General features: G+C 44.4%; 14 protein-coding genes. All 14 read right to left on the bottom strand.

Annotated features, from left to right (window positions below):
- Positions 1-12: 12 nt before the first annotated feature.
- Positions 13-5,739 (bottom strand): AAA family ATPase, encoded by a 5,727-nt coding sequence (locus F6K63_RS10545; protein ID WP_287312025.1) that lies wholly within the window; start codon positions 5,737-5,739, stop codon positions 13-15.
- A 408-nt stretch (positions 5,740-6,147) separates the two neighbouring features.
- A complete protein-coding gene (locus F6K63_RS10540; RefSeq protein WP_287312022.1) occupies positions 6,148-6,447 on the bottom strand; it encodes a hypothetical protein in 300 nt (99 codons plus the stop codon).
- 54 nt (positions 6,448-6,501) lie between these two features.
- The gene (locus tag F6K63_RS10535; protein WP_287312019.1) at positions 6,502-7,926 is read right to left on the bottom strand and encodes a tetratricopeptide repeat protein; all 1,425 of its coding nucleotides are present in this window, start codon (positions 7,924-7,926) and stop codon (positions 6,502-6,504) included.
- 294 nt (positions 7,927-8,220) lie between these two features.
- On the bottom strand, positions 8,221-9,153 hold the full coding sequence (locus F6K63_RS10530) for a tetratricopeptide repeat protein (RefSeq protein ID WP_287312016.1): 933 nt from the start codon (positions 9,151-9,153) through the stop codon (positions 8,221-8,223).
- A 66-nt stretch (positions 9,154-9,219) separates the two neighbouring features.
- The gene (locus F6K63_RS10525) at positions 9,220-9,444 is read right to left on the bottom strand and encodes an element excision factor XisI family protein (RefSeq protein WP_287312013.1); all 225 of its coding nucleotides are present in this window, start codon (positions 9,442-9,444) and stop codon (positions 9,220-9,222) included.
- Positions 9,432-9,848 (bottom strand): XisH family protein, encoded by a 417-nt coding sequence (locus F6K63_RS10520; protein WP_287312010.1) that lies wholly within the window; start codon positions 9,846-9,848, stop codon positions 9,432-9,434. The genes F6K63_RS10525 and F6K63_RS10520 overlap by 13 nt, the downstream gene beginning before the upstream one ends.
- Before the next feature lie 253 nt (positions 9,849-10,101).
- A complete protein-coding gene (locus F6K63_RS10515) occupies positions 10,102-10,458 on the bottom strand; it encodes a formylglycine-generating enzyme family protein (protein ID WP_071103639.1) in 357 nt (118 codons plus the stop codon).
- Positions 10,459-10,749: 291 nt separating this feature from the next.
- Positions 10,750-11,886: an HAD family hydrolase gene (locus F6K63_RS10510; RefSeq protein ID WP_071103638.1), complete on the bottom strand. Its 1,137-nt coding sequence runs from the start codon at positions 11,884-11,886 to the stop codon at positions 10,750-10,752.
- 330 nt (positions 11,887-12,216) lie between these two features.
- A complete protein-coding gene (locus tag F6K63_RS10505; RefSeq protein WP_287312007.1) occupies positions 12,217-13,908 on the bottom strand; it encodes an arylsulfatase in 1,692 nt (563 codons plus the stop codon).
- A 908-nt stretch (positions 13,909-14,816) separates the two neighbouring features.
- On the bottom strand, positions 14,817-14,951 hold the full coding sequence (locus F6K63_RS10500) for a hypothetical protein (protein WP_287312005.1): 135 nt from the start codon (positions 14,949-14,951) through the stop codon (positions 14,817-14,819).
- Positions 14,952-15,088: 137 nt separating this feature from the next.
- On the bottom strand, positions 15,089-15,589 hold the full coding sequence (locus tag F6K63_RS10495; RefSeq protein ID WP_071103636.1) for a hypothetical protein: 501 nt from the start codon (positions 15,587-15,589) through the stop codon (positions 15,089-15,091).
- A 180-nt stretch (positions 15,590-15,769) separates the two neighbouring features.
- On the bottom strand, positions 15,770-17,503 hold the full coding sequence (locus F6K63_RS10490; protein WP_287312003.1) for a 5'-nucleotidase C-terminal domain-containing protein: 1,734 nt from the start codon (positions 17,501-17,503) through the stop codon (positions 15,770-15,772).
- Between the two features lie 129 nt (positions 17,504-17,632).
- Positions 17,633-19,732 (bottom strand): DUF3604 domain-containing protein, encoded by a 2,100-nt coding sequence (locus F6K63_RS10485; protein WP_502708300.1) that lies wholly within the window; start codon positions 19,730-19,732, stop codon positions 17,633-17,635.
- Between the two features lie 340 nt (positions 19,733-20,072).
- Positions 20,073-22,166: a DUF3604 domain-containing protein gene (locus tag F6K63_RS10480; RefSeq protein ID WP_287254978.1), complete on the bottom strand. Its 2,094-nt coding sequence runs from the start codon at positions 22,164-22,166 to the stop codon at positions 20,073-20,075.
- Positions 22,167-22,340 lie beyond the last annotated feature (174 nt).

The following is a 22,340-nucleotide window of genomic DNA, read 5'->3' as shown; positions in this document are numbered from 1 at the left end:
CCAACATCTCAGTCACACATGCTGCTCAACCCAACTGCGGTCAAAGATCGATTGATAAATCCGGTTATTGACTCTCAGAGATCCCTGTTGCTTAACTACTAACCCAGACAACAGCAATTCCTTTTCCTCTGGACTGTCAACAGCCACCACTTCTCCCTGGTCCACAATTTGTCGATATATCTCCAGTAGCCCTACAGATTGCTTACTTTCGAGGATGCGATCGCGTATGGTTCTCAAATGCTCCGGTTCATCCTGGGATTCCCAATTCTCTATCACCCTGGTTCGCACCAAATTTTCAATCCATTCAGCTTCGTCGTTAGTAGGGATAGCAGATGAAGTACTGCGGATGAATTGACAGATCTTTTGGGTCAAAAAAGGCTGACCACTCGTCCATGCTAACACTTCTTTGAGCAGTGTTTGAGGATTGGTCACTTTCTCGGCTAATCCTTGAAGCAAAGGTTGAGCTTCATGCTCCTTAAAGCCCTCTAGTTGAATCGCCTGACCAATATTAAAAGGAGTTCTTTTGTGGTCAGTAATTAAGCCAGAGGGGGTAGCCACCCCAAACAGAGCAAAGGTTAAATTGCCATAGTCTCGATTGATAGTACGCTGATTATAGCAGAAGCGAATCAGAGCAAAAAAGTCATTAACTGGAAAATTCAAGCCCAACACGCTATCAACTTCATCAATAAAAACTACCCTTTTATTGGGTAAACTGTTATCTGGTTGCTCAAGTTCATCCAGCAACACTTCTTCTAGAAATTGACTCAACCGCTGAACCGTAGAAATATCTGCTCTTTCATTCCACCACTTTTTTAAATTCACCTTTCTTAGTAAACCAAAACTTCGCCATAGCTCTACTGCCAATCCCTTATACCATTGGTCAGGGGTAACATTTTCGCTGCCAATCCGAGTCAGGTCGATGGCCGCGCAGCTAATCCCCTCATGGTTCAGGTGGTTAATCATACGTACCATCAGGCTTGACTTGCCCATCTGGCGGGGATTGAGAATGTAACAAAACTTCCCTTGCTTTAATGATTTGTAGAGATTTCTGTCAGCAGAACGCACCACATAAGTGGGAGAATCCATCGGTAAACTTCCCCCCACTTGATAATCAAAATTCGCGGCTTGTTCGTCACTCTTCAGTAACTCGTTTTCAAATATTAGTTCCGCTTGAGTAGCTTTGAGAACTTCCAAAGTTTGAGATAGTTCTTGAGTGCGCTCTTCTACTTTAAGCTCTAGATTGCGGTTATAGTCTTCTAACTGTCCATAGAGACGAGCATTTTCAATAGAGATAGCAGCTTGAGCAGAAAGCATTCTTAAAACTTCAATGCGATCGCTCGTAAATGCGTCTGTGGTTAAATTATTTTCTAAATATAAAATACCGCTTAGTTTACCTTGATTTAACAAAGGAGTACAGATAATCGATTTGGGTTGAGTGGCAACAATGTAAGGGTCACGAGTAAATTGTCCTTGATTAGCCGCATCACTTAAGACTAAATTTTCCTGGGTGCGAGCCACATAATTAATGATAGAGACTGACAAGACCGGGGTTTGACTAGCAGCATCCACAGAGTCTACTGGCAGGGATTGCAGTGTAGTCACCTGATCAGAATCCACTGTTCCTTCCGCTTCAATTACCCAATTACCGTCTTTATCCAGTATCAGAAAACCTTGTTGAGCGCCAGCATTCTCAATCAGGATTTTCATTAACTTTTCCAGCAACTTGTCTGGGATAATTTCCCCAGAAATTGTTTGCGATGCTTTGAGAATGCTATTGATATCCAAAACACCGGATGTAGTTTTACCTGAGTCGGTAATGGACGGATTTAAGCTAGTTTTAATACTATCTGTTGAAACTGTAGCTAAAAATTGTGGGTATCGAGCTTCCAAATCGTTTACCTTAGCCACAGCTCCCCAGCCTTGATAAGTATAGTGGGCATCTTGTAGGTAGTGGCGAGCAACGTGGTTTTGGTTTCTGGCTAAATAGAATTTGCCTGCTAGTTCATAAGCTAGGGCTTCGTCGTTGAGATATTCGTTTTTATGGGCTAAAGTAATAGCGCGGTCGTAATAGTCTCTAGCTTCGCTATCTCTGCCTAAAACTCGGGTTCGTTCAGCTTCGACTAGATAAAATTTGTGTAGAAAATTCATCGGAGCTTGCTTTGCCCATAGTTCCATTTTTTCTTGTTTAGCAGCAACCTTGGTCAAGATTTCTGCTCTTTCAGTCTCTGAAGCATCAGGATAAAATGCTAGGCGAGCCAGGGCATCATAGAAGTAGGCAGTGGTAAAGAAGAATGATGAGCCAGCATTGGCAGCATAGTCTTCAAACTGGTCGGCATTTTCAACCGCTTGCTGAAATTCCTGGAAAAGATAACACAGAGCGAGTTTATGTGAATAAGCATGCATCAGTGCACTTCTATCCCCAGCGGCCAGATGGACTGGCATCATCTTTTCTTCATCGTATACTTCACCAATCAAACGGCAGGGATTGTCGGCTTCTCCCATCAAGTTAAGGATAGCCTGCATATAAGTTTGAGTCCAATGAAGGTAAGCTTCCTGCTGAGTTTGAATAATAGCTGCAATTGCCTTTTCCATCTCTTTCTTCGCATCCGTCAGCTCAATGCCACTTAGGTACAAAGCGTAGGCATAGCCAGTTATAGTACTAGCAGCAAATTCAAGATCTCCAGTTTCTATGCCACTTTGATAAGCTTCCATGGCAACAGATGATGTGTCCCTGAGCGGTTCCTTCCAATGCTTGAGAAATCCCTTATACATCGCATAAGTTCTTGCTTTAAATGTTTTATCTTTGAATCGTTCTAGTAACTTCAAAGCAAGTTGACCAAACTGATAGCCAGCCTCAAGCTCCCCTAATAAACAGAGGATAAGCCCGTAACCAGCATAGGGAAAAGCGGAATCAGGGGAATTACCAAACTGAATCGATAAATTCACCTGTCGGCACCAAATTACCAAGCTGAGTTGATTCATTGCTACGTATGCAGAGCTCAACAAGTAGTTCATAACCCGCATAGCTGCTAGTTTATGGGGATCGGTCATTTGGGGTAAGTCCATTAGCTGCTGGGGTTGCCTGCCCCCCAAGGCAGACTTGATCTGCTCTATCTCTGCCGTCAGATCAGATTGGTTGGGTTGTTCGGGTAATTCGATCCCAAGTAATTTCAGAACGTCTAGCCCAGTTTTGATTGCTTCTATAAATTTTCTTTGAGCACAATAGGCTTGGATTTTGACTTCATAGACTTTGACTTTGTCTAGCAGTGTTTGGGCTTTTTGCAAGACTATCTCAGTCCAGGGCTCCATTTGGTCGTAGTTGGCAATTGTATAAGCGGCTTCTGCTGCCTCCACATACAAATCTAAGCTGAGGTTATACTGCTGCGACCAACTGTGCTTACCTAACAAACTTAAGCCGGTCTGGAGATAATTCAAAGCAGGTTGACGAGCAGCTGAAGATTTGGCTTTTTTGCCTGCCCGTAGATTTAAGAGAGCTAACTCATCTCGCTCTGTTTGTCCCTCAATTAGCTCCCGACCTTTGTTCAACTGGTTAATAATCTCAAACAGCTTCTGTTCAGATTCTTCAGAGGATGTATTTTGCAGTAACAACTTGCCAACCCCCAGGTGTACTGCTTGGGTATCTACTTTGGGAATCAGCGAGTAAACTGCTTGTTGGATGCGGTCGTGAGCAAATTTATATTCTACAAATAACTGATTTGACAACCCTTCTATATCAAGTTCCACCAACTGGTAGCCATAGCTAAGGGGTATAATTAGACCAGATTGGAGTGCTGACTGTAAATCCGTTGCAGTTTCCTGTATAGATTTTTCATATATCACTGCCAGTGTTTTCAGGTTAAACTGGTTCCCTATGCAAGCTGCTAATTTTAATAATGCTTGAGTTTTTGTGGGTAATTCTTTAACTTTTTTAGTCATCAACTCCACCACATTATCTGTAAGGGGTTGCGCTTTTATTTGCTCTATATCCCACTCCCATTTCTGATAATTATAGTTAAAATACAACCAACCTTCAGAATACAGAGATTTTATAAACTCATTGATAAAAAACGGATTTCCGCCAGTTTTTTCCTGTATTAATTTTGCAAGGGGTTTAGCAGTTATTGAATCTACGAAAAACGTATCAACGATAAGTTGGCTAACATCAGTTAAGGCTAAGGGGAGAAGTAGTATTCTCTTAATTGTTACCTTGGCTTTTTCAAGCTGTTCCAAGGTTTGAGTCAGCGGATGCGCCTCGTTGACTTCATTATCCCGATATGCCCCAATGAAAAATAGATATTTATTGTCTCCTGCTGTCATCAGCAGTTGAATTAATTCCAGGGAAGCTCTATCTGCCCACTGTAAATCGTCAAGGAAAATGACTAACGGATGTTCCGGTTGAGTGAATATCTTAATAAATTTTTGAAAAACAAAATTAAAGCGATTCTGTAGTTCTGTTGGCGGAAGCTCTGGGACAGGTGGTTGTGGACCAATAATCAGTTCGACTTCAGGAATAACGTCAATGATTACCTGTCCATTTTCCCCTAATTCCCCTTGCAGCTTCTCTCGCCAATTGTGAATCTCTTGCTCACTTTCGGTCAGTAACTGTTGTGCTAATGACCGAAATGCCTGAATTAAGGAAGCGTAAGGAATATTTCGTTGAAACTGGTCAAACTTACCAGAAATAAAATAGCCATGTTGGCGAGTCAGTGGCTTATATACCTCCTGTATTAATACGGACTTGCCAATACCAGAATATCCCGAAACCAGCATCATTTCACTAGCTCCTTGGCTGACTCGTTCAAAGGCAGCTAATAGGGTAGAAATCTCCTGTTCTCGCCCATACAGTTTTTGTGGTATTTGAAATTGATCGGAAACCTTGTGCTGATCGATCACGAAAGCATCAATTTGCCCTTTGGTTTGCCACTGTCTGATACATTCTTCTAAATCTGCCTTGATCCCATAGGCTGATAGATAGCGTTCTTCAGCATTTTTCGCCATCAATTTTAACAGGAGCGCTGAAAGAATTGGTGGAATATCTGGTTTGAGTTCCTGTGGTGGTGTCGGTTGTTTAGCAATATGACAATGGACTAATTCCAAAACATCATTGCTGGGGAAGGGTAACTCTCCCGTCAGCAATTCATAAAAGGTCACCCCCAGGGAGTAAAAATCAGTGCGGTAATCGATGGCTCGATTCATTCGACCCGTTTGTTCTGGGGAGATATAAGCTAGGGTTCCTTCTAATACATTCGGGTTGCGAAAGGTGGAGATTTCTCGCGACAGTGTGGTTGAAATCCCAAAATCAATTAGCTTAAGCTTACCAGTATTCTGATTTAAGATAATATTTGATGGGTTAATATCTTTGTGAATAATATGCTGCTGGTGAACCTGACCGAGAATGTCAACAATCTCAATGGCCAGGTGGAGAAACTCAGCAATGGTGAATTCTTGCTTCGGAATTATCCGATTGAGAGATTCGCCGCCAAAATCTTCTAACACCATTACCCAGTTAGTTTCTAGCTTTTCCCAGCTGTAAACATCGATTACACCGGGTAAGTTAATAGTTTGGGTTGTTTCATACTCTCGCTTGAACCAAGCAATCCTTTCAGGGGAAGGATAAGCCTGTTTGAGCATTTTAACGATAACAGGTTGGTGATCTGCCCGCCGATGTCCACGATAGACTAGGGAGTTGGTGCTCTCATGGAGTTTTTCCGTAACTTGGTAACCTGATAAATCGCGCATGCTTACCTCCTTTAAAGGAGTTTTGATCAGCTCAAACCACAACCAGTGCGGTTTGAGCTTATCAAATAATAATCCATTTGCTTTACCAAGTCTACAAAGAGTTATAGCGTTTATCGTAGCTATGAGGTACACATTATTTTTTGCCTCTTCCCTCTTCCCTCTTTCCTTCCCCTCCTGGGAGGGGTTAGTTGCGTAGGGTGCGTTAGGGGCGGACTTGCCCTAATTTTTTGCTTCGTAGGCAGCCTTGGGATAGTCCGCCCCGTAACGCACCACAGGTCAAAAAGCATCCATTGAGATACATCCTACCAAGTTATCAGTGATTTACAGTCAAACACCCCACCTAACCATTAGGTTAGGTGGGGTGCATCTCCTAAAAGCTGTTTGACCCGGTGGGTGGAATGGGCACCTTTACAAAAGCAACGCCGCTTCTTCTTCTTCTTCTGATGGAGAAGGCTCTGGATCTGGCATAGGAAAAGGGTCTGGATCTGGCAAGGGATCGGGACCGGGATCGACCAAAGATAAGGCAAGAGGAACTTGTTCCTCTGCAAATAGTACTGCAATTTTAGTAGGTTCTTTGCTGATCATCGCCGTCTGCTCTGCTTCAGATAAACCCACCTTGTCCATTACGGAACTGGGGTTATTGATGAAAACACTTTGTTTCTTGGGGTCAAGGGCCAAATCGGTTAATAAATCAAATAGTTTACTCATCAGATATCCTCCTAATTTTTATAGTCACGAATCGAGAATCTAAGCTAATGGTAGTCATTTTATCCACGGCGACAATTTCTTAAATGTTTCTACCCGTTCTGCTTCTGACAATGCTGGAGTTTGATAAAGCCTTTCCAGTGCGTATTGATCATAGATTATCAAGGCAAGCACTCGATAAGGCAATGGTTTACCAGTTATATCATCATAGTGTTGATCAAAATATCGCAGAACTTCACTTAAATCAGCAAGGAAGGAAAGACCACTGGCAGATCCTTCGACCCATGCAAAGTTTTGCCACAGCCATAATTGTGCCTCTGCTTTAATATCAGGATTGTTGGGATCAGAATTGTTGATATCAGGATTGTTGGGATCAGGATTGTTGGTATCAATATTGTTGGGAACAATATTTTTGGGAACAATAAAATTGTTGAGGACATCATCAACAAGCTTCTTTAATTTATGTCCTGACATACCTTCTGCCTGAGCCAGCATCTCCAACTTATTCTTGGTTTTAGGCTCAGCCTTTATCATGTATATCAATACTGCTTTACATATCTCAGCAAGCTTGGCATCTATTTTTTTAATAACTGTCTTGCATTCTTCTCTAAATTTATCATTAAGTTGGTCTTTTTCCTTCTTTTGTGTACCTTCAATTATCTTGAGAATGAGTTGACCTATCAAATCACCTGGCTTCAGGATCAAGACTTGTTCGGCACAAGCGATCGCTCCAATATAGTATCTCTCTTTCTTTTCTGAGTTATCTTGTCTCTTCGTTAAATAAAAAAACAGAAATGCATGTTCATAAAGACTTACCCTCCTGCTTACTAAGCTTGAAACAGGATAATAAGAGTGTTGTAAAGTCTCCAGGTCTGGAGATATTTGTGTTTCTACTCCCAAATCCCACAATGACTCCTCGTATTCTTGAGCTAATCTGTGAACTGCCGCTCGCATACCCCAAGCCCAGGCATATGTGGGCATAAGTTCAATCGCTCTGTTAAGATAATTCAAAGCTTGTTTTTTACTTTCTTGATCTATCTCATTTTCTTTGATTAATTTAATCTTATCCAGAGTGATTTTCAGGCGGTAGGTTGCTCCCAAGTGAGCTAATGCCCACCCATAGTTGCTGTTTTCTGGTGCTTTATGAGCAATCGCTTTTTTGAAATGTTTTATAGCTGAGTTAATAGATTCATTTTTCTGCTCTTTATCATTTTCTGTAATTGCTCGTAGACGGTAGGTTTCACCTAGATGTGCATGAGCCCAGAGATAGTTATCATTCTTTTCGACGGCTTTTGTCAAGTACTTTTCGGCATTACCATAATCCATCAACTGGTAGTAAAGTGTTCCTAGGTGGGCATTAAGCCAAGCATTGTCCGAATCACTTTTTTGAAGTTCTTCAAAAATCTCAATCGCCTGTTCATAGGCCCCTGACAAGCTAAGAGTTTCTGCTTTTTGAGCAAGAGCCCAAGTGTTATTATCCATCTGGATTAAATTCCTCCTTAACTGTTATTTGAAACTTAATTTATTGAGGTTTGTTGTCTCAAAAGCTTAACGATAGCGTTTGTATCTGGGTTGTAAACACACTTCTTGCGTTAAAAGGCAAAAGGCAAGAGGCATGCATGCTAGAGTAACCCACCCCTAACCCCTCCCAGGAGGGGAAAAAGATCCGGAGTTTTATTGTCCAATAAAACAAGACCATACAGGTTTACATCTCATTGAGAAACGCGCTTATAGCAATCCGTGTAGGAATTGTGAGAATTGTTGATACCATATTCCCTACTCCCTGTTACCTGTTCCCTGTTCCCTGTTCCCTGTTCCCTTTCCTATAGCGATTAATGCCTGAGTTTTCGGGTGATCTCGCCACTCCATCCAAGCTGGGTCGTGATCGACTAACTCAATGGCTTCATCATTAATAGGAATAGCTTCTTCTAGATATTCCCATGCTTGTTCGCAGTTACCTACCAAGATGGCTAAGCCGCTCAGTCGGTACAGAATATCTCCTCGATCCCCTGTCTGCCATTGAGAGCGCAATACTGACCGCGTAAGCTCAATCTCGCTTTTGGCCTGGGTCAATCCTTGCCAACGAGCCTTTGCTACTGCAATACAGTACAAAGCTGTAGTGTCATCAGGAACTTCCTCTAACCTCTGCTGGCAACAAGCGATCGCTTCAGCATATCTATTGGCATAGTTGAGTAGTAACCCCCGTTCAATCCGCCAATTTTTCACAAATATGGTTTTGTCAAAGGCGATCGCACGGTCAAAATCAATCAGGGCTTTCTTGTAGCACTTCATCAGCTCATAAACTCGGGCACGATAGGCAATTGCCCAAAAGTAATCCGGCTTCAGCTCAATGGCTCGATCCAAGTCAGCCACTGCCATTGTGTAATATGCTTCCCCCATAAAGCGGTAGGTTACGCCCCGGTGAGCCAGAGCCCAAAGGTAGTTAGGGTTGAGATCAATAGCGCGGCTAAAATCTGTTCGGGCTTCCTGATAACGTTTGATCTGATAGTAGGTTTGCCCACGGTGAGCGAGAGCCCAAGGGTTGTTAAAATTTAGCTCAAGGGCATCGGTGAACTTGGCGAGGGCAGCTTCAAAATTTCCCATCAGCCGATCCGCCTCACCTTGCTGAGCTATAGCCTTAGCTTTCTCTGGGTTCTGTGGGGACGCTAACTTGAGGTCAGACACAGTTTGTTGATAAGCTGTCATCATATCTGTTTCTGATACTTTTAACCCGGACAAATTCCGACATCTTGGATATCTAGGATATCATTTGAGTCAGAAAAGCTGAGTACTACATCCCCGACTGCTTCGAGGAAGGTGGTATCCCACATCGCCTTCAGGAAATCCATCCCAGCCGATATCTAGAAGTTGATAATGGTCATGTTCTGTGTCAAAAATAACTTGACCTTCAATCTCTGAATCTGAATTATTCGCTTCTAACCTGGCATGATTAGTTAATAGCTGGCGAATTATTAATCGGTACTTTTCTAATTTTTCCATTCGATTATTACCTCCTCAACAGGATTATATATGAGCAATTTTACTTGATAAACCTTTACTGCTTCTTGGGGCAATTTTTCTTGGAAGAATGATTCAAAGGTATCAACAGGAACTCCCAGATAAAGTATTCTATCTGATTCGCTCATTTGTAATGCTAAGCGATAGTTTAAAAATTGACCTAGTGCCGCATTAAAATCTGTAATTGCCGAAGTATTGAGGAAACTTTTTATTTCAACTGCTATTTTTCGTTCTGCTTTTTGAGCTGCTATAACTTTATCGGCTGCTAAATCTATTTCAAGCTTAACTCCCTCAATCTTAATTTTTAGGGGATCTGCTGTGATAATCCAATCGTCTTTTAGGAGTGCTTGTTTTACAGCATCATGGAATAGGTCTTTGGCAGCCATTACTTTTTCTACAACTTCTAGGACTATTATCCTTGAATAGTGAGGGGGATGCTTACCGCAACAAAGGGTAACCATTATAATGAGTAGTATAGCGTTTATTGCAGTTATGAGGTACAGTCTTGATGGAGCGCATCCCTATTCCCTATTGCCTCTTTTCTCTTCCCTGTTCCCTCTTTTCTCTTCCCTGTTCCCTGTTCCCTGTTCCCTAAAATCCCGAAATTGTGTACTTCACAAGTCGTAGAATGGCTATAGATTAGAAAGGTGCCCGTTGCTCCTCTGATAAGTCGGGAAACTGTTCCGAAGAGAGGGGACGCTCTGCTACTGTAATATAACCAGTTTCCTTGACAAATTTGGCAAATTCGGCATTAGTGACTTCGTATTTATCGATGCAGAAGCTCTCAACGGTAACATCGTCCGCAGAGCGCTCCGAAGGGTAGTAAACGTCGGAACCCATCTTGAAAGTGCCCCCAGGGATGAAGGTCATACCTTCAGGGCAGCTATTTACCGTGGGAGATGCCTTGACTGGTGTGGCAGTGCCAAAGACTAAGCATACTGTCAGGAAACTGAGGAAAAGTTTGAAGAGAAGTGATTTTAACCAAGGAGTCTTCATTGTTGAACTATAAAAGCGATTAGTTTTATGAAATAGTACTATTAAACTTAGGTATTAAACTTAGATATTAAACTTAACGTAAGCATATTCTGATAGCTGATAGCTGATAGCTGATAGCTGATAGATTAAAACTTACTTTACATTACAAAGGCATCACTGGTGTGCAATTTTTATAATTTATCATCCAGTGACGCCTTGATGGTCAGGTTATTACAGTTGCGGCTATGCCAAATTGAAAATGCTTATGGTCTAAGCTTTTCGTTGATGCTCTGTACTAGGGCTTAGCATTTACTACCTACGATACCTACCAGCCACTGATGAGCGCACTGAGCGTTGGTATTTAGATGTTGTTTGATCTCCAGATGTGTTCTCATATCCAGATGCTTGTTGAGATCCAGATACATTCTCCAATAGAGTTATCGATGGAGTTATATCTCCATACACTGTTACGAAATCGTCTTTCATACTGATAACTGTCCAACCACGGTCATCGGCCACATCAAAAACATTAATATCATCCTCGGACTTTTTATCGTATGGACAGTCAATGTCAGGGTTATCAACAGCATATGGACATTCACGGGGATCATCATGGTGAAGCAGTACCATTAAAGCTGGACCAATGCTATCATCAGTGTAGTCAAGCATTTGTAAATCACCACTGGAATTACCAACTGCCATAATTGGTTTTTTACCAATGTAGCGTTCAATTCCCACTGGTTTACCTGGTCCATCGTTAATGGGTTGCACCAGTTCTGGCTTCCTAACCAAGAGATAAGATCCATCGCCTTGGGCGATATATTCTGTTTGGACGGTCGTACCAATGACGTTTTCAGGGGGAATACCATAGGCATCTTCGGCAAAAGAGCGAATGAAATCAAGTCCTCCTCCAGAGCAAATATACACCTTGAAATCATTACTTTGGAGATAATTGACCAGTTCAACCATGGGCTGGTAAGTCAGCTCGATGTATGGCACTCCAAGGTATGGGTGCAAAGAGTTATCCAGAAAGTCCCTAGCCTTCTGTTTATACTCTTCCGGTGTTAATGGCTCCGGTTGGATATATTCTAGGGTGATATCCTTTACCATGACATCCTGTTCAGTTAAAGAAGGAAGTTTTTGAAGAGCTGGCAATGCATTACTTAGCCTATATTTGATAAATGACTCCTGAATATATTCTGGTTTTTCAGTCCACAGGGTTCCATCATTATCAAAGGTGGCAATGCGATCGCTAGGAGGTACGTAGTTATCACTGTTGGGATTGGTAACGTCTTCCACAAAGTTAACAATCGTTTGCTTAGTCCCACAGTCATTCCAAGACACTAAGGGGTCATAGTCCGCAGCAGCAGGGGGAGATGCCACAAAGCCTCCTAGGCAAAAGACTGATAACAGAATCGATAGGAAAACTAAAAACGTTCTTTTTTTCATGAGTTAAGACTTCTGTAGTGTAATTGCTGAGCAGCTTTTTGCCAATTAAGGCTATTTTTAGGTAGCCAACTGATCTTGTGAATACAAACTATTGCCAAGTAGTTATGGTCAAGGCTGGTTGGCAGGCGTCACTGATGGGCAGATTTGCCATCAAGTGACGCCTTGATTATCCAGCTAGGGGTGGCACTTAGCCAGTAAAGACTTAGTGCTATAGCAGTCGCCAGGGTAATTAGGACATGACAAAAGTCTCAAACTACAGTATGGCAAGAGTTTAACTTCTGACTTCTGACTTCTGACTTCTGACTTCTGCTATATAGCCTACTGAGCAGCTTAATCCAATGCCATATTCTTGAGGTCTTCGATTAGCTCCTGCACAACTTGATCGACGCTAAAAGATGCGGGACGTTGACTAGGTGGAAAATCCCTGAAGGTATCCAGGAATTGAGCCATATATGCTACGGCTGGACCTAGCAAGTAAGTGCGTCGGAAGCGCCAGTCTACATAATAGTCAGACTCGGTGGGAGCTTTTTCAAAGGGATCGCGACGCAGATTAAGGATCATAGGAACCCTCAAATTTACATAGGGTTCCTGCCAAGTATCAAAGCCTTCAGCTCGCTGCTCGGCAAAAATTATCTTCCAATCTTTAAACCGGAGTGCTGATGGGTAAGCATCGTCAGTTAAATAGTAAAACTCTTCACGAGGTGCTTTTTCCTTATCTGGATCTAATAGATAGGGCAAGAAGTTATAGCCGTCTAGATGAATGAGGATAGGGTTACCGTCCTCATCAGTGCCGTAACCATTTGTAAGTAGCTGCTCCTTGATATCGGGCACACCAACTGCAGCCATGAGCGTGGGCAGCAAGTCTTGGAGAGACATGATTTCGTTGGAAATCACACCACGTTTGATATGAAAAGGCCATTTGATCATAGCGGGCACGCGGAAACCACCTTCCCAGTTAGTTACTTTTTCGTTATGGAAAGGAGTCGTGCCGCCGTCGGGCCAGGTAAATACTTCTGCACCGTTGTCAGTGGTGTAGACCACAATGGTGTTATTTTGAATGCCCAATTCTTCAAGCTTATTGAGAAGTACCCCAACATGGCCATCGTGTTCCACCATACCGTCTGCCTCGATTCCCTGTCCGGTAACCCCTACAGATTCATCTTTGAGGTGGGTAAAGACGTGCATACGGGTGGAGTTAAACCAGACAAAAAACGGCTGGTCATTATAGTGTGCCTTGGAGATGAAATCTAGTGCACCATCTAGAAACTCTTCGTCCACTGTTTCCATCCGCTTTTTATTTAGCGGACCTGTATCGCAGACTAGTTGACCTTCACTAGGATTATTCGGATCTTCATCTGTTACGTCTATTATTGGTTTTGTTAATGTCCCCTCTTCGCATGCTTCAGGTTGTATTGGATTGTCTGCATAGCTGTGGATGACGCCTCGTGGCCTAAAGTTGTCGTCGAATGCTGGATACTCACCTTCCGGTGGATAGTCTTCGTTCTCTGGTTCCTCTTCAGCGTTGAGGTGATAGAGGTTGCCATAGAACTCGTCGAAGCCGTGGTTAGTGGGTAGATACTTATCTAAGTCACCCAGATGGTTTTTACCGAATTGACCAGTGGCGTAGCCCAGGGGCTTGAGTAGCTCAGCCAGGGTTGGGTCTTTAGCCTGTAATCCTACGTCAACACCAGGTAAGCCCACCTTGGTTAGACCAGTACGTCCAGGACTCTGACCAGTGAGAAAGGCAGCGCGGCCAGCAGTACAGCTGTTTTCACCATAGAAGTCGGTGAAGAGTATGCCATCTTCAGCAATACTGTCGATGTTGGGTGTTTCATAGCCCATCATCCCCCGGTTGTAGATACTGGGGTTGAACCAGCCGATGTCATCTCCCATAATCACCAGGATGTTGGGCTTGGTTTCTGTGTCGGCAAGTGCTATTCCCTGGTTAATCCCCGGGAGGAAACCTACTAGGGTGAAGGTAATCGTTAGTACGATTGCCGTCACCACTCTCAAATATTTCATAAAATCTCCCTATGTATCGGAGTTTCAACTTTGGGTTTACAAGTTTTCTGCACCCCTTGGTTAGTATCTCACACTTTTTGCATCACAAAAATTATTTTTTTGATGGAATGTGATTAAAAACACCTTGATCAGTGACCAGATTTAATCTGCCTAAACCCACCTAAATCAAGAGTTTGCAAGCACTTATTTGACCAACGTTTTTTCTAAAATCCGGCAAAAATTCTGGTATTATATTTGAAATTTTTATCAAAAAAAAAAAAAAATATAATAAAAACTTATATCCCCAAGTTTAAGAAATTTACTATAATGCTTTCCCGAGAAAATAAGGTTAATAAATGTTAAAAAAACCTGGAATTGGGTCTAAGTTTGATAAGATAGTATATTAAGCAGTAAACAAAGATAAGATTTATTAATAATTTTCGCTCTTTGGTACTTGTTAGGCTATAAGGGTAATTCTAATCCCCTAAAACGACTACTGTGTATAGGGTTGAGATTTTGATAATGTAAGCATTCAGCTATCAGCCGTCAGCCGTCAGCTAATTAACTAATCAAGGGGAGATAGTAAACAAGCTTACGAACGAGTATGGCTGGTTGACAATCCCTGCTCGTTTTACTGATCCGACCCAGTGCAATTAAGAGGTTGTCTGAGAAGTCTCATTTGCTACATCCAAGCCCCCGTTGGTCCCCCGAGCGAGCAATCCCTCGCTCGGGGGACTTTTAGAAGCAAATTGACTCTTGTTCCCCCCAAGCGAGCAATCCCTCGCTTGGGGGGTCAGGGGGGCAAAATTCAGTATCAAAAAACTTTTCAGATATCCTCTAAAGCGCCTACTCGCTAATAGCTGATAGCTGATAGCTGACGGCTGAATGCTTACTTGATAATTGATTTTTTAGGCTATGACAGTTGAAGTCTATAACATCCGATATAGGGTGATTTCATCGATAGTTATTGACAAAAGTGCCACAATATGTATTCCTAGGAAATTGCCCTTCGAGGCACAGCATTCGGAAAAAAATGATGCGATCGCACTATGACGCGATCGCATCTGAAAAAAAGTATTGTTGACATCTCCCCCGAGCGAGCAATCCCTCGCTCGGGGGATTTTATGAGGTTGTGACGCGGCAGCGGTTTTGCCGTGCCGCCTAACATTTCATTCGGTATGATTTTTTCACCAATCCCCGCTTATTCAGGAATTACCGTATCTTCCCGGAAAGCCAGATTTTGAATCCGTTCGTCCAATGTTGGGTCAGTATCGGCCTGATTAAAGGCATTAGCTGCTGTGGGGAAGAATTGATGGAGGTATTCTGCTAGGGCATCCTGCTCGGAACCAAAGGAGGCAAAATTGGCAAAACCCTCGAAGGCTTCAGGGAGCGCAGCATCTCGGACCCCGTTTTTGTTGAGGTCTTCTTCAGCATCTAAAACCCCATCGCCATTGCTATCCGGCTCACCCCAGAAATCGATCCGATTGAACAAAGCTGGATTGGCACTCAAGAAGCTGGAGAAGGGAGCGCCATCAGCCACATAGCTAATGGTAACACCACGAAACGTGCGGCTGGGATCCCCCACTAATTCACCATTCTGAGCCACTACATCAATAACTTGGTCTTGATCGTCCAGGACAACCAAAGACAGAACCCGATCATTGGCAGGACGAGTGCTATCAAAGGTGACATACTCCCACACTGAATCGAAGATTACAGTGTGGGCTTCTTACCAACTCCAGCCATCACTTCGGATACTCGGTAAGCTTTATTAACGACACGGGATGCCCCTCCGCACCGGAACAATACAATAAGTTCTATTTTTTAGACACGTAAGTGGCTGACAAACCAGCATTTTCGGCTTTGTTTATCAGTACATATATTATAGCAATTTTATAATACCCTGTGCAAAATTCATCCCACACCTAATGCGTAGCATTAGGTGTGGGATGAATTTTGCCGGACAGCTAAATTTAAGGCGACCGATTTGGGGAAACTGGCCGGGAGTCACACCCGGAGCTGTTGCCGCAACCGCATCCTCAATGGTTTCCAGCAATTGATCCGCTGTGACGGTAAACAGGGTAAGTCCATTATTAAAACGGAGGGAGTTTGTAATGTCGAGTTGGGAAACTTCCCCTTCTTCCTTGCCCAGCGCAGGATTGGCTGCTGGGGGCAACAGTTCAAAGTCGTTGGGGTCGATGCCACCGTTAGCAGCGCTAATCACCCCGATGTTGGAACGGATGCCACCCCCATTTTTGAAGGAAAACACGGTTGTAGCATCTACAGTCTTGGCATAAACCAGGTTAGCATCAGCGGTCAGGTTACCTAGGTTGGTTTCTTCGGTGCGGACAAAAGCGCGATCGCCCCGCAGGAAAACTTTGGTATTGCCAAAAATATTGCTATCCTGAGTACTGATCACTTCATCAAGGGTATTGGTAATTTCTACAACCTCCGGGTCTGGGGTTCCTCCTACCGCTTCAACTCCTTGATCATCTGTGGCGTAGGCTCCACTAATGTTGGGGTCAATACTGCTGGGAATCAGGATACCGTTTGCATCAAAGTCAACCACCAGACGACCCACATATTTATAGGTGGCATCGGTGTTCACAATAGCGATCGCATTTCCATCTCCATTGGTTTTGAGAATAGGATAAAGACCACCACTGGTATCTCCCAGCCGCAGATGATCGGTGGCATCAGACAGCAAGGTGTGAGACCCTCCCGCCACAATTATATCTACATCCCGCAAACGAGGGGCTAACTCATCCCGCTCAATGGTCAACTGTTGCATGTGCGCTAGGACAATAATCTTGTTGATGCCCGTAGCGGTCAATTCATCCACCGCAGCTTGGATTTTAGCAGCTAAGGCGTCATAGTCTGTGGGATTTTCCGGGAATACCGTGACTCCATCAGAGGAAGAGATGGTAGGCAAAAGGGGTGTGCTTGCTCCCACAATACCAATTGGCTCACCATTGACGGTGATCACTCCAGTCCCCGCAACCTGTCCTGCCGGAATAGTACTGATTTCTTGACCGTTCGCCGTGATCAGGCTTGATAGGTTAGGGTCTGTGGTAAAATCCAGGTTGGAACTCAGATAGGGAAACAGCGCTCCACGGTAATCTCCATCTGGTTGAATGATATCCCGCACTTCCTTGCTGCCCAGATCGAAATCGTGATTGCCAAAGGTCGAAGCTTGGATACCCAGTTGATTGTGGATTTCGATATTAGCGTGACCAATACTAGCTTCTCCCACAGGGGTCTCGTTCAACCTAGGGTCGCTGCCCGCAAACAGGAACGGACTGGGAATGTAGTTGTCTCCAGAGGAGAGGACAACCGTGTTGGGGTAGTCCTCCTTCAGGGCATTCAGGACGGCGGAAAACCGAGGAGCATCTTCCAATGCGGCCAGTCCAGCCTCAAAATCTGAGGCATGGAGTAGTTGCAGAGTAAAAGGCTCTGTATCTGAGTCAACCACCTCTGGCTCAGGGTTACTGGTGCCTGTAGAGCCTATATCGGGAATGGGTCGATTCTGTTGTGCTATCACAAGGTAGGCAACGATGGCCAAAACTAGAGCGATCGCAACTGCCACCCCTATTTTCCAAATACGGTTCAAATTCATTTAATATACCTAATTTGTGCCTTGTTTACCCTATCAATTAATTGCCCTTTTTTGTGCGATAGGATGCCGAAGCAATACCAAACTTCGACATCCTATCTCTAATCCCTAGCTATTAAATTCAACAGTTACTTATCGAATAACTTCGTGAATTATTCTGTTCCAGAAGTCAAAATCACTGCCATCTTCGGGATTTTCAGGCAACGGAGCTATCTCAGATGTTACGTTAGATGGGGAGTACCAAATCGGAGAAGTATACACCCGTTCTTGTAGGGTTAAGGGAATTTCCTCAGCCATTTCTATCTGATAAAATACCTTGTCGTAGTCCGTCCAACGAGGAGTCGGAATTTCCAGCACCCGCGCGTAGTAAAATGCCTTTTGGGTAGGATCGAAGTCCGGGTCTGTCCAAACCTGAGCCAGCTCAACCGCACCAATGCTATTTGTCCACTCGGCTGTGTCGGTATTGACGGTACCGGTATCTTCCATCGGATCGTCCGTCTCACAGATAGCAGGATTGACCTCACAACCCACAAGGGGAAGCTTACCAGTTGTGTCATTAGGTACGCGATCGCCTGACCAGACCACATCGTAAACTTTCTCCTGGGTTTGGCCATTCTCCAGCCAGCCCTTGACAATTTGAATCCGATCAAGGTTCCCCCGAATCGGATCTTTCAATGCAGCTACTAAAAAGGTGGGAACTTTTCCTTCTGGCATACTGGTCAGATCGCTTCCCATAGGAACGCCTTTGGCATAGCCCACTTGTCCAGGGTTAAAACTCACATCTTCCGAGGTAAAATCCCAACCGCCAAAGAAGCGAACTATCATCCTTGGTCCGCTGGTGGCATAAACTTCCCGTCGTGCCATGGCATCAAACAGGGACTCGCGGGTATTGGCTTCAGCCCAAACTCCTACAAAGCCAGCTGCTCCATACTGCCATCCGAACCGGTTCACCTCAGGATTCTCCGGAACACAGTTGCCATCTTGATCCTTAGTAAAACAACTTGTCTTTGAGACGTGTTCTGCCCGTTCGGGGCTAGGGGTATAAATGGGAAACTTGCCCATAAAGCTATTTTCTTCCACCCCGGAAATCCCAATATGGGAATCCGTGGAACCTACCAGACCAAATTTGAAGGGATTAGCTCCCAAGTCTTCTTCAAACTTCAATCCATTCTTGAGGGCAGCACGGGCATACTCATGCTCGTACATATCAGGTGTTTCCGGAGCGGTCAGGTCTAGATTACCATTATCCCAACCTGCAATTTCAAAACTAGCAAATTCATCATCAGGAGACAAAAAAGGATGAGTCTCCCCCGCTCCTTTAATTTGGATAACTTCATAGAGTGGCTCCCACAGTTGTCGCTGCTCGGCATAACTGTGGTTTAGGGGCATACCGCGAGCATCGGTGTCGGCAAACATCTTTCCGTTGCTCAGGTTGCCATTGTGGGGTATGGCCAGCACATCACCACCCGTTGTGTCTTCATAGTTCTGCATCCACGCCCAGAGAAGTTCTGGGTCTGTGCCATCTGCTGTAGTTTTAGGGAGCAACTGTTTTGCTTTGTCGCCATTGTCACGGAAGATGACATTCCGGTGGAGGTTGTCCCCTGCATCTAGGGAAGTCCACTCATACCCAATCACTGCTGTAAATTTGTGGGGGTCGTTGAACTCTTCTGCCCAATCGACTTCATTATCCCAAGCTGCACCGAACTCCTCTGGGCTTTGGAGCATACAGGCTGGAATGGTACCTTGAGCAAAGGCCGAGGTAATCTCGTTCTGTGCGTTGGCTGCAGCATCACCGCCTTCTTCGATCGCTTCATGCCAATCATCTATCTGCTGCTGATCGTCACCGCAATCTTGTGGGGGGTAATCGACAAACTGTTGGAAGGAGCCCAACTGGTCGGTGTGATCGGTTACCACCAAGAAATCTAAGGGACGAGACAACTGGACTGGTTGCCCACCATCGGTTGTCACTTCCTCTCCTCGGGCAAATCGGTAGGAATTTTCCGGGGTTAGCGTAGTTCCAGCCGCACCCGCATCAAAGGAATAGATGGTATGGAGGTGGGTGTCCCCCCAGAATACCTGCTGGGGATGGCTCGGCTGATACTCATCGGGTCGCCCTGCATAAGGGGAGTAGGGTATTTCTCCCGGAAGGGGTACATGTCGGTTGAAATATGGAATTTCGTACTCTCCAGGGGGCAAAGAAATTGCCAGGGCACTGTTGGAAACAAATAGCATGTTCCCGATCAGAAAGCAAATACACAACCCTATGATAAATAGTTTGCGAATTTGCAAACGTGAAACTGTTCGATTCATGTTGATGAACTCCTTTTAGAATTGTTTTTGATTGAATCATGCTGTTTGAGTCTGCCAATGGCTCAAACAGCATGGTACGTTAGGATGGATTGGGAGCGTTCGGCTGATGGCAAGAGATTTGGGCCATAATCACGCACCCTATGTAACTGCGATCGCTTCTAATAGTTATAAAGCGATCGCTTGGTTGCTGGACTTACACTCAGTCAATAGGTTTTGAAACTACCAAGCCATGGTGGGATGCCAGGATCATAGATTTACTTCATCATTTGGTTGAATAATGTTTCTCAATTTCCTGAATGATTCGATTCCAAAATTCTTCCTGGCTCATATTTTCAACAGGTTGGGCAGGCAGAGGTTCGATAGCTGGAGAATACCAGATCGGGGAAGACCAGGCCCGTTCCCGAATAAAGGGTTTAGCACCAGAGGCGAAGATAGATTTGTCAACGGCGAGCGCATCATGGCTACTCCAGCGACAGGTGAAATTTTCGATCACCCGTGCGTAGTAAAATGCGTGTTGATTGGGGTCAAATTCAGGATCACGCCAAACAGTACTGAGTTCTGAGTCTCCCACATTCTCGGGATAACTACAGGTAAAAATATTCGGTATGGCCTTATTTCCAGGACATGAGCCATTCTCATTTAGCTGTTTGTCATCGGAACAGGCAACATCATAGACCTTTTCATGGGTTTCCCCATCATCACCGAGCCAACCCTTAATGATTTGGATGCGGTCTATGGGAGCACTCAAAGGATCTTTAATCGCCCAAACAAACAACTCAGGGTCTGCCTCAGCAGTGGGAAGGATTGGGAAATCGCTGCCCATGGGAACGCCAGTGCCATAAGCAATCTCGATGGCATCATCTCGAAGATTGAGATCTTCTGGGAACTCGTAGCCGCCAAAGAGTCGTACTTGAATACGAGGACCGCTGGTGGCAAAGGTTTCCCGTCGCTGGAAGGCATCAAAGATACTGTCGCGGGTGTTTTCTTCAGCCCAAACTCCTGTTAACCCACCAGGATTATTCAAAAGGTTATCGAGTTCACCACTAATGGGACTTTGTTCAATCCCCAATCGGTATTGAGGAGTATCGTCAGCCATACCATGATTACCCTGGTAATTATCTTCTTCCCCACTTGACGGAACCCCACTGTGGGTATCGGTCGCGCCCACAAAACCGTACTTAAAGGGGTTGACACCAATTTTAGCCTCTTGTTTGACACCTTCTTTGAGTCCTTCTCGGATGTAGCTATATTTGTTAATACAACCCTCTGGTTCAAAAAGTTCATCACAGATGGGGGCAGTGGTTAGGGATTGGACGGCAGCCCCTTCGATCAGAAAGGAAGGACCCGTCCGAACGGAACGGGTATCGAGTTTTTCAAAGTTACACAGTTCATCCACATTGCCTAAACCCGTTTTGCACTCGGACTCCCCTTTGGTTTGCATCACTTCTACCAGTCGCTCTAGTCGTTGTTGAGTGCTGGCGCGAACATCATCTATGGGGGTAACGTTGTCGTAGTAGGTTGGGTTAAAAGCAGTTCCCTCAGACAAGTTAGCGTTGTGGGGAATGACGATCACCTCACACTCTCCGGTACAGTTAGTATCCAACCAAGCCCACAGATGCTCTGGGTTGGGAGAAGACTTCAATGGGTCGGAAACATCCGAACCCGAAAACACAGTCTCAGGAACGGTATCATTACTAAAAATGATATTACGGTGAATACCTGCCCCCGCAATTCCTCGTGGCACATTGCCAGGAGAAGTCCATTCATAGGCGTTGAAGGTGGTGAATACCCCTGGCTCGTTGAACTGTGTCGCCGCATCTTGGATCTTGTCCCAAACGAGAGGGGTATATTCCTCGCAAAGTTCGTTATTATCACCACAAACCCCAAGATCCTCTTTACCCATTATAAATCTTTGAAATGCCTCCCCAGCAGCGTCTATATCGTCTTGTGCATCCCTTACTAGCTGACAATTTTCGGAGTTATAGTAAGGGGAATTTTCATCCATCGTACAGATGGCTATTTCTCCTAAAAACTCTGCATGATCAGTTAAGGCAGTGAAATCCAGGGCAGTTTTCAACTTATGAGATTGTCCTGAAGCCATCGTAACCGCCTCCCCTCGGGCAAAGCGGTAGGCTTCTTCTGGACCATTGGGGTTGGCTCCAAAATAGCTATCGAGGGAGTAGTTGGTGTGAACGTGCAGGTCCCCGAATAGGGCTTTTCGTTCCACTGGGAGCGGTGCAATTTCTGCTGAAGCTATAGGTATTTGTCCCATCGTTAGCAGTAGACTGAGAACTCCTACAGTGAGTACTCGCAACCACAAGGGTCGAATCCTCAGGGGTAAAGGCTTCAATTTCATCGGATATTACTCCTTAAATTAGATAGGGTTTGGTAAATAGTTTCTGTTGAAACGAGGGAAATGCTGGACTTACACTCAGTCAATACATTGTTGACATTGCTAACTTTGTAATTGTGAGATGCCAGGATATTTTCTGAGAGAGCGTTTTGGGTAAGATTTCTGGTTTTTGCGTCC

The organism is Moorena sp. SIO1G6 (assembly GCF_010672795.1).
In the GTDB taxonomy this organism is placed as follows: Bacteria; Cyanobacteriota; Cyanobacteriia; order Cyanobacteriales; family Coleofasciculaceae; genus Moorena; species Moorena producens.
Note: the sequence above shows the minus strand (reverse complement) of the source record. Positions and strands in the feature narration are given on the sequence as shown.